The following is a 12,027-nucleotide window of genomic DNA, read 5'->3' on the forward strand; positions in this document are numbered from 1 at the left end:
CCCTCTCCCGCAAGCGGGAGAGGGGCTTTGCGTCTGATGCATTCGGGAGAGGGGCTTTGGTCTGCTTGAGCTTTTAGATCTTGTTTCTTGCTACCAACTGCTTGGCGATGATGATGCGCTGCATTTCGTTGGTGCCTTCACCAATGCACATCAGCATGGCGTCGCGGTGGAAACGCTCGATGTCGTATTCCACCGAGTAGCTGTAGCCGCCAAAGATGCGCATGCCTTCCTGCGCGCAATACGCGCCAGTTTCAGTGGCGAAGTACTTGGCCATGCCCGCTTCCATGTCGCAGCGCAGGCCCTTGTCGTAGGCATTGGCCGCACTCTCGATCAGCAGCTTGGAGGCTTCGACCTTGGCTGCCATCTCGCCCAGCTTGAGCTGGATGGCCTGATGCTCGGCGATCGGCTTGCCGAAGGTCATGCGCTCCTGTGCATAGCGCACCGACAGGCGCAGTGCGCCCTCGGCAATGCCGCAGCCGCGCGCGGCAACGTTGATTCGGCCCAACTCCAGACCACCCACCGCATGCTGGAAGCCCTGCCCTTCAACGCCGCCAAGCATGCAGTCCGCTGACACCTTGTAGTCCTGGAACACCAGCTCGCAGGTATCGATGGCGCGGTAGCCGGACTTCTTCAGTTTCTTGGCGACGATGAAGCCCTCGCCCTTCTCGGCGATGAACATGGTCATGCCCTTGTGGCGCGGCTGCGCCTCGGGGTCGGTCTTGACCAGCAGCAGCACCATGTCGCCGTACATGGAATTGGTGATCCAGGTCTTGGCGCCATTGATGACGTAATGATCACCGTCGCGCTTGGCAACCGTGCGGATCGCCTGCAGATCGGTGCCTGCATTCGGCTCGGTCAGGCCCAGCGCGCCACGCAGCTCACCGGTCGCCATGCGCGGCAGGTACTTCTGCTTCTGCGCTTCGGTGCCACAACGCTCGATGGCCGCGGCCATGATCAGGTGCGAGTTGAAGATACCGGTCGGTGCCATCCATACCGACGACACCTTGATCACGATCTTGGCGTAGATGCGCGCCGGCAGGCCAAGCCCGCCGTATTCGGGCGAGATGGTGGCACCGAACAGGCCGAGGTCCTTCATCTCCTCGACCAGGTGATGCGGGTACTTGTCTTCGAGATCGTATTCCTGCGCGATAGGCGCGACCGACTTCTCCACCCAATGGTCAATCGAGGCTAGAAGTGCCTGCTCTTCGTCAGGGCCCCACAGTTGTTCCTGTTCGGTGCTCATCATTGCGCTCTCAGTAGTTGACCTTGTCTTCCACCGAGTGGCCGCGCTTGGCGATCAGCATGGTGCGGTTGAAGGTGCAGACCAGCTTGCCGTCCTGGTTGAAGCCATCGGTACGGCAGGTGACGATGCCGGCGCCCGGACGCGACTTGGATTCGCGCTTTTCCAGCACTTCCGATTCGGCCACCAAGGTGTCGCCAACGAACAGCGGATGGGTCATCTTGATCTCGCTCCAACCGAGGTTGGCCACGGCCTTCTGGCTGACATCGGTGACGCTCATGCCGACCATCAAGGCCACGGTGAACGGCGAGCAGACGATCACCTTGCCGAATTCCGAGGCCTTGGCGTACTCCTTGTCGAAATGCATCGGATGGGTGTTCATCGTCAGCAGGGTGAACCAGGTGTTGTCGGTCTCGGTGATGGAGCGGCCGGGGCGGTGCTCGTAGATGTCGCCGACATTGAACTCTTCGTAGTAGCGGCCGAAGGTTTCGCGGAAGCGGTTTTCGGAAATCTGCTTGACGTTCTGAACCATGACAATGTCCTTTTGGTGCGGGTTGGGCTGGCGCTGGGCGCAGCTTGGTCAAAGAGGGGGTGTGATCAGGCGTTCAATGGAGGGTTGCGGTCAGCCGGCGCGCACGCCGAGTGCACCCAGTGCGATTGCGCGTTCGGCGGCAATTTCGATCGGGCGATCCACCAGCTTGCCGTCGAGCTGGATGGCTTCGCCGCCGCTGGCGGCCAATGCCGCGACCACACGCTGGGCGCGGTCATATTCGGTAGCGGTTGGCAGGTAGCGGCTTTGGATGGGGTCGACCTGGGCCGGATGGATCGCCGCCTTGGCGGTGAAGCCAAGGTCGATCACACGGTCGGTTTCAGCGACCAGGCCTGCTTCGTCCTTGATGTCGAGGAAGGGCACATCAAGACAACCGATACCGGCTTCGGCGGCAATCGTCGCCAGCTGCACGCGCGGATGGAAGAAGCTGTCCCAGCCGGCGCGGCCACGCAGCGCGACGATGTAGTCGAAGCCACCAAACATCAGCGCCTGCAGGCGCGGGATGGCGGTGGCCAGCGCGCGTGCATCGAGCAAGCCCTTCGGCGTTTCGATCTGCGCGATGAACACGGTGTCGATGGCGGCGAGAGCGGCATCGGCCTGCTGCAGCTCGGCCACGGTTTCGACCTTTGGCAGCATTACGAAGGCCGGTGCCAACCCGGAAGCGGCCAGTGCTTTCAGATCAGCTTGACCAAGCTCGGTGGACAAGGGATTGATGCGCAGGCCTATTTCGCCACGACTATCGTGTCCCTCCGCAAGAAACGCGAATAGCGAAGCACGTGCACTTTCCTTGTCACCCGTTGCAACCGCGTCTTCCAGATCGATACAGACCTGGTCGGCGCCGGTGGCCACCGCCTTGGCATAGCGCTCCGGGCGCGAGCCCGGCACGAACAGCAGGCAACGACGCGGATTGTTCAATGCGGCGCTCATGCTGCGCTCACTTGTGAAGCAAAGTATTCGGCGATCTGGCGCCGGGTGGCGTACCAGGTCCCCGGCTTCTGCGCGACGTACTGCAGGAACTTCTCGAACGCACCGATGCGGCCCGGGCGGCCAATGATGCGCAGGTGCAGGCCAAGCGACATCACCTTCGGTGTGTGCTCGCCTTCGGCGTACAGCGTGTCGAAGCTGTCGATGGCATAGTCCAGCCAGTCCTTGGGCAGGTAGGACGGTGCCACCCACATCTTCATGTCATTGGTGTCGAGCTGGTACGGCACCACGATCATCGGCTTGTCGCTGCCATCGACCTCGCCCCAGAACGGCGCATCGGCCGAGTAGTCGTCCATGTGGTACAGGAAACCTTCTTCCTGCAGCAGGCGACGGGTAGAAGCGGTATGCAGGTAGCGCGACAGCCAGCCGACCGGGCGTACGCCGGTAGTGGCTTCGATGCTGTCAGCAGCGTCGCGGATGAACTGGCGTTCCTGGTCTTCGTTGAAGCGGAACTGGTGGATCCAGCGGTGGCCGTGCGAACACACTTCGTGGCGGCTGCCACGCAGGTAGTCAGCGATTTCCGGCGCACGCTCCAGCGACACCGCAGCGGCGGTATAGGTGCTGGTGACGTTGTACTTGTCCAGCAACGCGGATACGCGCGCATGGCCTTCGTTGACGCCGTAGCGGTAGTTGGATTCGTTGCCGTAGTTGCGCACCGGCTTGGACAGGGTGACGTGCAGCTCGTCCACCGGCTCGGTGATCTTGTCACCCAGGCCCACGTTGTACTCGGACAGCTCCTCAACATTGACGACCACGGACAAGGCCAGGCGTGCATTGTTGGGCCACTGGTAGGCGGGTTTGGACATGGTGGTCTCGGTGCGGTTGTTGGTTGCGTGGTGGGGGACTGCTGCTTTTCTGCTTTTCTGCTTTTCTGCTTTTCTGCTTTTCTTCTTTGCTGCTTTGCTTTTTTGTCTCGCTTTACTGCTTCTGCTTTTATGCCGTCATTCCCGCGCAGGCGGGAATCGCTCTTCGCCTTTGCCTTTGCCCTTTCGCCTTTGCCGTGGAAGTCAAAGGCCAGAGCGATTCCCGCCTGCGCGGGAATGACGGGCCAGAGCCAGAGCGATTCCCGCCTGCGCGGGAATGACGGGCCAGAGCCAGAGCGATTCCCGCCTGCGCGGGAATGACGATCTGAAAATTTGTCGGGAATGGCGGTCTGTCAGGGGACGCGAAGAGCCCCTTTCTCAATGGTTCTCCTCACCACCCGAAACATTGATCGCCTCGCCAGTGATGTACACCGCATCGTCCGAGCACAAAAACGCTGTAGCAGCCGCTGTATCCGAAGGCAGACCCGGGCGACCAGCCGGGATGCGCGCACGCATATCCGCCAGGTACTGCTCCACGCTCTTGCCCTGCTTTTCAGCGAAATATTCGTTCTGCCAGGCACCCAAGCCGGTGGTCACATGGTTCGGGCACACCGCATTGACGTTGATCCCATGCGCACCCAGCTCCAGCGCAGCAACCCGGGTCAACCCCACCAAACCATGTTTGGACGAGCAATAAGCCGCCGCATGCGGAAACGCCGACTTGGCCGCCTGCGAGGCGATGTTGACGATGCGGCCGCCGCCCTGCGCGATCATCTGCCGGCCGGCATGCTTGATGGTCAGGAAGGCGCCGCGCAGGTTCACACCCAGCACCGCGTCCCATTCCTTGGCATCGATGTCGACCAGCGGCTTCATCAGGTAACCGATGCCGGCGTTGTTGACCAGGATGTCGAGGCGACCAAAGCGTTCGACCGTGGCCTTGACCACCGCCTCCACCTGCGCCTCTTCCAGCACATCCAGGGCCATCGCCACGCACTCGCCACCGCTGCTGGCAGCCAGTTCGGCGGCAACCTGGGCCAACTCCTCATCGGTCTCCACTGCAGTGACCGGCATCTCGGCGCCACGCACCTGGCCGATATCGGTCAACACCACCTTGCAGCCTTCCTGCAGCAGACGGCGGGCAATGCCCTCGCCCAGGCCGGCGCGGCGACCAGCGCCGGTGATAAGTGCGACCTTGCCCTGCAATTCGGGGAAACGAGCCATGACCTATGTTCCTTGTGCGCTTACAGCGCGCTGGTGAGGATGAACAACGGATTGTCAGCGTATTGCTGGAACTGCGCTGCACCGGCTTGAACAGCCGGATCGGCCAGGTCGGCGCCGAACGCAGCCATGTCCGGTATCCGCATCAGCTCGATGTACTCGTACGGGGAGCTGCCTTCACCAATCAACAGACCGCTGGCCTTGAGTACCTCGAACTTCTCCACCGACGGCAGCGCATTGACCACCGGCAGGTCACTGGCACGCGCCCAGGCCTCGTATTCCTCACGGCTGACGCCGGCTTTGAGGTTGAACAGGACGATCACGGTTTGCATGGCTTCCTCCCAGGTAAAAGACTGTGGCACACTTTGTCCGGACAAAGTGTAGGCATGCCATTCGTCCCCGGTCAACGCCGGCGACGGAAAACCCCCACCGGCGTATCTACCTGCCGTAACCCAAACGATTGAGGTGCTTTGATGAAGCGTTATTACCCGTGGTTGATGGCGGTAGTGGGAATGTTGGTGTTGCTGGTCTCCAACGGCTTGACCGTGACCGGTCTGACCGCCTTTGACGAATCCCTGCTCAAGGACTTCGGCTGGACCCGCAGCGAGCTCAAGCTGCGCGACCTGATCACCCTGGTGCTGGCCGGCTGGATGGCACCGTTCCTGGGCGCGCTGATCGACAAGGTCGGCCCGCGCAAGCTGGTGCTGGCCGGCATCGCCTTGTTGGCGGCGCTGTATGCGGCGTATGCGCACATCCATACGCTGGCCCACCTGTACTGGATCCACGTCGGCTTTGCCGCGGTGCTGGTCGCCGCCGGCCTGAATGTGGCGGTGATCTTCGTCTCGCAGTGGTTTGCCACCCATCGCGGCACCGCAATTGGCATTGCCCTGGTCGGCACCAGCCTCGGCGGCATGGTGTTCCCCAAACTTGGCGTGCACCTGATGCAAACCATGGACTGGCGTGCCGCGCTGCTGTGGGAAGCCGCGATTCCGCTGGCCTTCCTGATCATCGCCTTCCTGTTCGTGCGCAGCCCGCGACCGGGCGGCATCCAGCCATGGGGCGCTGACACCCTGGCCGCCAAGGCCGCAGCAGGCACGCCGGCCGCTGCCTCGCTGCCAGACCTGAGCTACCAGCAGGCGATGCGTACGCGCACTTTCTGGGTGCTGGCCTTCGTGGCGATGACGACGTTCTTCTCGATCATGGCGGTGGCCTCCAACCTGTTCCTGCACATGCGCGACCTGGGCTTTGAACCGGCTACCGCCGGCAATGGCCTTGGCCTGATGTTCGGCTTGGCGATGGTCGGCAAGTTCGTGTTCGGCTTCCTTGCCGACGTGTTGCCGGCCAAGCGCGTATTCCTGCTCAACCTGAGCATCATGGCCGTAGGCGCGTTGATCCTGGCAACCATGCGCGCCGACCTGATCTGGTATTCGCTGGCCTTGTTCGGTCTGGGCTGGGGCGGCCTGTACACGATGATCCAGCTGCTCGCGGTCAACGCTTTCGGCTTGAGCTCAGCCGGCAAGATCCTCGGCACCATCACCCTGCTCGATGCGACCACCGCCGGTCTCGGCATCTGGGTGACGGCCAAGATCTTCGACATCACCAAGAGCTACCACATTGCTTTCAGCCTGATCTGCGTGCTGATCGTGCTGGCCCTGTTGGCCGCAACGCTGGTGCGCGACGAACGTTCGCGCGCTTCGGCCGCCTGACCCCTACTGCTGCAACGGAGAGACCCCATGCCCGTGATGGAAACGTCCAACCTCACCGCCCGCCAGTACTGGGAGCAGGTCAAGGCCAACCCCAATCGCGCCAAATTCGGCTTCGGCGCGCGCCCGGCCATCGTCAACATCGATGTGCAGCGCGCCTATACCGACATGGCCGCGTTCAAGACCGCGTACGAGACCGACCCGCGCCAGATCGAGCACATCAATGCGCTGTCGGCGCAGGTGCGCGCGCTCGGCCTGCCGGTGGTGTGGACCTATGTGGCCTACCTGGAGTCGGGCGAAGACGCCGGCACCTGGGGCACCCGCACCAACACGCCGGACTCGCTGCAGAACATCAAGCACGGCTCCGAGCGCGCGCAGTTCGACCCGCGTGCCGATGTGCAGCCCGGCGATATCGTCATGCACAAGCGTATGGCCAGCCCGTTCTTCGAAACCAACCTGTGGTCGCTGCTGACCTTCCACAAGATCGACACGCTGATCATCACCGGCGGCTCCACCTCGGGCTGCATCCGTGCCTGCGTGATCGACAGCCTGTCGCGCGGCTACCGCAGCATCGTCCCGGAAGAATGCGTGGCCGATAAACACGAGATCCCGCACTTCGCCAACCTCAGCGACATCATGCTCAAGTACGGCGACGTGGAATCGGTCGCGCACGTGGCCGCGCAGCTGCAGGGCTTGCGCGCATGAACCCCACACCAAAGTCCGATCCGGGTCTGTTCGACTACTGGCCCTACGACAGCCGGCCGAAGATCGAATGGCCGGGCGGCGCCCGCGTGGCGCTATGGATCGCGCCCAACATCGAGTTCTACGAGTACGCGCCGCCGGCCAACCCGCAGCGCAAGCCGTGGCCACGGCCGCTGCCCGACATCCAGGGTTATGGCACGCGTGACTACGGCAACCGCGTAGGCCACCAGCGGATGATGCGGGTGATGGACCAGTACGGCCTGCGCGGCTCGGTATCGCTGTCCACGGCCATGCTCAAGCACCACCCGGAAGTGATCCAGATGGCGGCCGAGCGCAATTGGGAGTTCTTCAGCCACGGCATCTACAACACCCGCTACACCTACGGCATGGACGAGGCGCAGGAGCGGGAGATGATCGCGCACTCGATGGCGCTGATCGCCGAGCACACCGGCCAGCACTGCGATGGCTACCTGGCACCGGCGCTGTCGCATTCGGACGCCACCATCGACCTGTTTGCCGAGGCCGGCGGCCTGTACACCTGCGATCTGTTTCACGATGACCAGCCGACGCCGGTAAAGACCCGCTCAGGCAAGCGCTTCGTGTCGGTGCCGTACTCGCTGGAGCTCAACGACACCATCGTCTACGTCACCAACAAGATCGAACCGCGCCGCTACGGGCAGATGATCAAGGATGCATTCGACCGCCTGTACGCCGAAGGTGAAAACTCCGGCACGGTGATGTGCGTGCCGCTGCATGCCTACCAGGTCAGCCATCCGCATCGCCTGGCCGCGTTCCACGACGCGATGGACTACATCTGCAGCCACGACAAGGTGTGGAAGGCCACCGGCCGCGAGATCGCCCAGCACTATCTGGATAACCACTACGACGATGCGCTGGCCTCGATGGCGGCGATCAACGCGGAGGACGCAGCATGAGCCTGGATCGCAGCTTCCTGGAGTACCCGCAACTGCGCCACGGCATGGACCATGCGCGCTACAGCTGGTCGATGCTGGCCGAACGCCCGGCCGTGCGCTGGCCCGACGACAAGCCGCTGGCGCTGTGGATCAACCTGAGCCTGGAACACTTCCCGCTCAACCCCAAGGGCGAGGGCTTCAAGCCGCACGGCTCCATGGTCATGCCCTACCCGGACCTGCGCCATTACACCTTGCGCGACTACGGCAACCGGGTCGGCGTGTTCCGCGTACTGGATGCGCTGGAAAAGTACGGTCTGCGCGCCAGCACCGCGGTCAACGGCGAACTTGCCGAGCGCTACCCGGCCCTACTGCGCAGGTTGAAGGCGCGCAGCGCCGAGCTGGTCGCGCACGGCTGGAACATGGACAGCGTGCATTACGGCGGGCTGGACCCGGCGCGCGAAGCTGAATACATCCAGCGCAGTTTGGCCGCGCTGGCCCCGTATTCGGACGCCCCCATCCAAGGCTGGTTGTCACCGGCCCGCTCGCAGTCCGAGAACACCCCGGAACTGTTGCAACAGGCCGGTTTGCAGTGGTTTGGCGACTGGATGAACGACGAGCTGCCCTACCCCTTCCAGACCGCCAATGGCCCGCTCACCGCACTGCCGTTGTCACTGGAATTGGAAGATCGCTTCATCGTCGGCGAAAATCTGCATGCCGAGGCCGAGTATGCGGACCAGATGGTCGATGCCTGTGATTTCCTGTTGGAGGAAGCGCAGCGCAGCGGACAGGGTCGCCTGCTCGCGCTCAACATCCATCCGTGGGTGATGGGCCAGCCGCACCGCATCAAGCACCTGGAACGCGTGTTCGCCCATCTGGCAGACAACGCAGGGCTGATCTGGAACGCTGCGCCTTCGCAGATCATCGCCGCCTCACGTTGAGGCGGCGGTTCCAGGCAACCGTCGTCGCTCAACCCGCGCCGGCCTTTACCCAAGAGCCCTTGCATGAACACTGAAGCCAACACCGCCCTGCCGCCGCGCGAAGCGATGGAATTTGACGTCGTCATCGTCGGCGCCGGCCCTGCCGGTCTGGCCACCGCCATCCGCCTGCGTCAGCTGGCGGTGGAGAAGGGCCAGGAACTGTCGGTGTGCGTATTGGAGAAAGGCTCCGAGCCCGGCGCGCACATCCTGTCCGGCGCAGTGATGGACCCGCGCGCGCTCAACGAGCTGTTCCCGGACTGGAAGGAACGCGGTGCGCCGCTGCGGCAGGCCGTCACCCGCGATGAATTCCTGTTCTTGAATGAAACCGGCGCCAAGAGCACGCCGCATGCCTTGCTGCCGGAGTGCTTCCACAACGATGGCAGCTACATCATCAGCCTGGGCGAAGTCAGCCGCTGGCTGGCGCAGCAGGCCGAAGCGCTGGAAGTGTCGATCTTCCCGGGCTTTGCCGCCGCCGAAGTGCTGTACGACGAAAACGGCGCGGTGATGGGCGTGGCCACCGGCGACATGGGCATCCACAAGGACGGCACGCCGGGCCCGAACTATGAGCGCGGCATGGAACTGCATGCCAAGTACACGATCTTCGCCGAAGGCTCGCGCGGCCATCTGGGCCGCCAGCTGATCAGCAAGTTCAAGCTCGACGCCGGCAAGGACCCGCAGGCCTATGGCCTGGGCATCAAGGAGCTGTGGCAGATCGATCCGGCCAGGCACGAACCGGGCCTGGTGGTGCATGCTGCTGGCTGGCCGCTGGACAACGACACCTACGGCGGTGCGTTCCTGTACCACGCCGAAGGCGGCAAGGTCTCGATCGGCTATGTGGTCGGCCTGGACTACAAGAACCCGTGGCTGAGCCCGTTCGAGGAATTCCAGCGCTTCAAGACCCACCCGGCGATCCGCAAGCACTTGGAAGGCGGCAAGCGCATCGCCTACGGCGCGCGTGCGATCACCGCCGGCGGCATCCTGTCGCTGCCCAAGACTGTGTTCCCGGGTGGCGCGCTGGTCGGCTGCGAAGCCGGCTACCTCAACGTCAGCCGCATCAAGGGCAGCCACGCCGCGATCAAGACCGGCATGCTGGCCGCCGAGGCCGCATTCGATGCGCTGGTCGCCGGCCGCGCGCGCGATGAGCTGAGTGCCTATCCGGAAGCCTTCGAGAACAGCTGGCTGAAGGCCGAGCTGATGCAGGCCAAGAACTTCAAACAGTGGTTCAAGAAGGGCCGCACCCTGGCCACGCTGATGACCGGCATCGAACAATGGCTGCTGCCCAAGCTGGGCATCCGCAACGCGCCGTGGACCATCCATCGCACCAAGGCCGACCACGAGTGCCTGGAGCCGGCCGCCAGCCAGCCGAAGATCAACTATCCCAAGCCCGACAACGTGCTGACGTTTGATCGCCTGAGCTCGGTGTTCCTGTCCTCGACCAACCACGAGGAAGACCAGCCTAGCCACCTGACCTTGAAGGACGCCAGCGTGCCGGTGAAGGTCAACCTGGCCACCTACGGCGGCCCGGAAGCACGTTACTGCCCGGCCGGCGTCTACGAGTTCGTCGGCGAAGGCAGCGATACCCGCCTGCAGATCAACGCGCAGAACTGCGTGCACTGCAAGACCTGCGACATCAAGGACCCGACCCAGAACATCGTGTGGGTGACCCCGCAGGGTGGTGGCGGTCCGAACTATCCGGCGATGTAAACGTCGCCATCAACCCACAGGAGTTTTGATGAGCATTGTCAGTCCAGGCGCCCGCTTCCGCGAAGCGCTAAAGCAGGAAAGCCCGTTGCAGATCCCCGGTGCGATCAACGCCAACCATGCGTTGCTGGCCAAGCGGGCGGGCTTCCGTGCGGTCTACCTGTCCGGTGGCGGTGTCGCCGCCGGCTCGCTGGGCCTGCCGGACCTGGGCATCAACACCATGGACGACGTGCTCACCGACATCCGCCGCATCACCGACGTCTGCGACCTGCCGCTGCTGTCGGACATCGACACCGGCTTTGGCCCGAGCGCGTTCAACATCGCGCGCACGGTGAAGTCGCTGATCAAGGCCGGTGCGGCGGCCTGCCATATCGAAGACCAGGTCGGCGCCAAGCGTTGCGGCCATCGCCCGAACAAGGAAATCGTGTCGCTGGGCGAGATGGTGGACCGGGTCAAGGCCGCGGCCGATGCCAAGACCGATGCCGATTTTTTCCTGATCGCGCGTACCGATGCGATCCAGATGGAAGGCGTGGACGCGGCGATTGAGCGTTCGCTGGCCTGCGTCGAGGCCGGCGCCGATGGCATCTTTGCCGAAGCCTCGTATGACCTGGAGACCTATAAGCGCTTTGTCGATGCAGTGAAGGTGCCGGTATTGGCCAACCTGACCGAGTTCGGGCAGACGCCACTGTTCTCGACCGAAGAGCTGGGTTCGGTAGGTGTGGCGATGTGCATTTACCCGCTGTCGGCGTTCCGCGCGATGAACAAGGCGGCGGAGAATGTGTATACCGCTATCCGTCGTGATGGCCACCAGCGCAATGTTGTGGAGACCATGCAGACCCGCGAGGAGCTGTATGAGCGGATCGGGTACCACACCTTCGAGCAGAGTCTGGATAGGACGTTTGCTGGGAAGAAGTGAGTGTTGGGGTTCAGGGCTTTTGAAGTTGGGAGCTTGAAAGCTTGAAAGCTTAAGAGCTTGAAATTCAAAGAGCTCAGAAGCTGCCCTCACCCCTACCCCTCTCCCGCGTGCGGGAGAGGGGACTACTCCGGCACGATTCTGCTTGGGCCGGCATTGCTGACTTCGACGCACTCCGCGAAATCTATCCGGAGCCGAAGACCCACCGCTCAAGCAATGCTCTGAAACATCCCTTCTCCCGCGTGCGGGAGAAGGTGCCCGACGGGCGGATGAGGGGGCTTCTGCTTCGAGCTTCTGCTTCGAGCTTCTGCTTCGAGCTTCT

General features: G+C 63.1%; 12 protein-coding genes. 6 read left to right on the top strand and 6 right to left on the bottom strand.

What is annotated here, in order from left to right:
* Positions 1-73: 73 nt before the first annotated feature.
* The 6 genes from ACVOLZ_RS10115 to ACVOLZ_RS10140 form a co-directional block, all read right to left on the bottom strand.
* A complete protein-coding gene (locus ACVOLZ_RS10115) occupies positions 74-1,243 on the bottom strand; it encodes an acyl-CoA dehydrogenase family protein (RefSeq protein WP_481516010.1) in 1,170 nt (389 codons plus the stop codon).
* Positions 1,244-1,253: 10 nt separating this feature from the next.
* Entirely contained in the window at positions 1,254-1,772 is a 519-nt protein-coding gene (locus tag ACVOLZ_RS10120) for a MaoC family dehydratase (RefSeq protein ID WP_057634054.1), read from the bottom strand.
* A 90-nt stretch (positions 1,773-1,862) separates the two neighbouring features.
* Complete coding sequence (locus tag ACVOLZ_RS10125; RefSeq protein WP_481516011.1) at positions 1,863-2,717, bottom strand: HpcH/HpaI aldolase/citrate lyase family protein; 855 nt, start codon at positions 2,715-2,717, stop codon at positions 1,863-1,865.
* The gene (locus tag ACVOLZ_RS10130) at positions 2,714-3,580 is read right to left on the bottom strand and encodes a polysaccharide deacetylase family protein (protein WP_481516012.1); all 867 of its coding nucleotides are present in this window, start codon (positions 3,578-3,580) and stop codon (positions 2,714-2,716) included. The genes ACVOLZ_RS10125 and ACVOLZ_RS10130 overlap by 4 nt, the downstream gene beginning before the upstream one ends.
* 375 nt (positions 3,581-3,955) lie before the next feature.
* Complete coding sequence (locus ACVOLZ_RS10135) at positions 3,956-4,798, bottom strand: SDR family NAD(P)-dependent oxidoreductase (protein WP_481516013.1); 843 nt, start codon at positions 4,796-4,798, stop codon at positions 3,956-3,958.
* Between the two features lie 20 nt (positions 4,799-4,818).
* Complete coding sequence (locus tag ACVOLZ_RS10140; protein ID WP_481516014.1) at positions 4,819-5,127, bottom strand: hypothetical protein; 309 nt, start codon at positions 5,125-5,127, stop codon at positions 4,819-4,821.
* Positions 5,128-5,268: 141 nt separating this feature from the next.
* Between ACVOLZ_RS10140 and ACVOLZ_RS10145 the strand changes: the two genes are divergently transcribed.
* From ACVOLZ_RS10145 to prpB, 6 genes are all read left to right on the top strand, one after another.
* Complete coding sequence (locus ACVOLZ_RS10145; RefSeq protein ID WP_481516015.1) at positions 5,269-6,501, top strand: MFS transporter; 1,233 nt, start codon at positions 5,269-5,271, stop codon at positions 6,499-6,501.
* A 27-nt stretch (positions 6,502-6,528) separates the two neighbouring features.
* The gene (locus ACVOLZ_RS10150) at positions 6,529-7,203 is read left to right on the top strand and encodes an isochorismatase family protein (protein WP_481516016.1); all 675 of its coding nucleotides are present in this window, start codon (positions 6,529-6,531) and stop codon (positions 7,201-7,203) included.
* The gene (locus ACVOLZ_RS10155) at positions 7,200-8,135 is read left to right on the top strand and encodes a polysaccharide deacetylase family protein (RefSeq protein WP_481516017.1); all 936 of its coding nucleotides are present in this window, start codon (positions 7,200-7,202) and stop codon (positions 8,133-8,135) included. Before ACVOLZ_RS10150 ends, ACVOLZ_RS10155 begins: the two co-directional genes overlap by 4 nt.
* A complete protein-coding gene (locus ACVOLZ_RS10160; protein ID WP_481516018.1) occupies positions 8,132-9,052 on the top strand; it encodes a polysaccharide deacetylase family protein in 921 nt (306 codons plus the stop codon). The genes ACVOLZ_RS10155 and ACVOLZ_RS10160 overlap by 4 nt, the downstream gene beginning before the upstream one ends.
* Before the next feature lie 63 nt (positions 9,053-9,115).
* A complete protein-coding gene (locus ACVOLZ_RS10165; RefSeq protein WP_481516019.1) occupies positions 9,116-10,795 on the top strand; it encodes an electron transfer flavoprotein-ubiquinone oxidoreductase in 1,680 nt (559 codons plus the stop codon).
* A 28-nt stretch (positions 10,796-10,823) separates the two neighbouring features.
* On the top strand, positions 10,824-11,708 hold the full coding sequence (prpB, locus tag ACVOLZ_RS10170; protein ID WP_481516020.1) for a methylisocitrate lyase: 885 nt from the start codon (positions 10,824-10,826) through the stop codon (positions 11,706-11,708).
* Positions 11,709-12,027 lie beyond the last annotated feature (319 nt).

Source organism: Stenotrophomonas sp. STEN020 (assembly GCF_056760195.1).

Excerpts from the sequence above, each read along its gene's own strand:
- ACVOLZ_RS10115 (WP_481516010.1), bottom strand. The coding sequence starts at position 1,243 with ATGAGCACCGAACAGGAACAACTGTGGGGCCCTGACGAAGAGCAGGCA.
- ACVOLZ_RS10120 (WP_057634054.1), bottom strand. The coding sequence starts at position 1,772 with ATGGTTCAGAACGTCAAGCAGATTTCCGAAAACCGCTTCCGCGAAACC.
- ACVOLZ_RS10125 (WP_481516011.1), bottom strand. The coding sequence starts at position 2,717 with ATGAGCGCCGCATTGAACAATCCGCGTCGTTGCCTGCTGTTCGTGCCG.
- ACVOLZ_RS10130 (WP_481516012.1), bottom strand. The coding sequence starts at position 3,580 with ATGTCCAAACCCGCCTACCAGTGGCCCAACAATGCACGCCTGGCCTTG.
- ACVOLZ_RS10135 (WP_481516013.1), bottom strand. The coding sequence starts at position 4,798 with ATGGCTCGTTTCCCCGAATTGCAGGGCAAGGTCGCACTTATCACCGGC.
- ACVOLZ_RS10140 (WP_481516014.1), bottom strand. The coding sequence starts at position 5,127 with ATGCAAACCGTGATCGTCCTGTTCAACCTCAAAGCCGGCGTCAGCCGT.
- ACVOLZ_RS10145 (WP_481516015.1), top strand. The coding sequence starts at position 5,269 with ATGAAGCGTTATTACCCGTGGTTGATGGCGGTAGTGGGAATGTTGGTG.
- ACVOLZ_RS10150 (WP_481516016.1), top strand. The coding sequence starts at position 6,529 with ATGCCCGTGATGGAAACGTCCAACCTCACCGCCCGCCAGTACTGGGAG.
- ACVOLZ_RS10155 (WP_481516017.1), top strand. The coding sequence starts at position 7,200 with ATGAACCCCACACCAAAGTCCGATCCGGGTCTGTTCGACTACTGGCCC.
- ACVOLZ_RS10160 (WP_481516018.1), top strand. The coding sequence starts at position 8,132 with ATGAGCCTGGATCGCAGCTTCCTGGAGTACCCGCAACTGCGCCACGGC.
- ACVOLZ_RS10165 (WP_481516019.1), top strand. The coding sequence starts at position 9,116 with ATGAACACTGAAGCCAACACCGCCCTGCCGCCGCGCGAAGCGATGGAA.
- prpB (WP_481516020.1), top strand. The coding sequence starts at position 10,824 with ATGAGCATTGTCAGTCCAGGCGCCCGCTTCCGCGAAGCGCTAAAGCAG.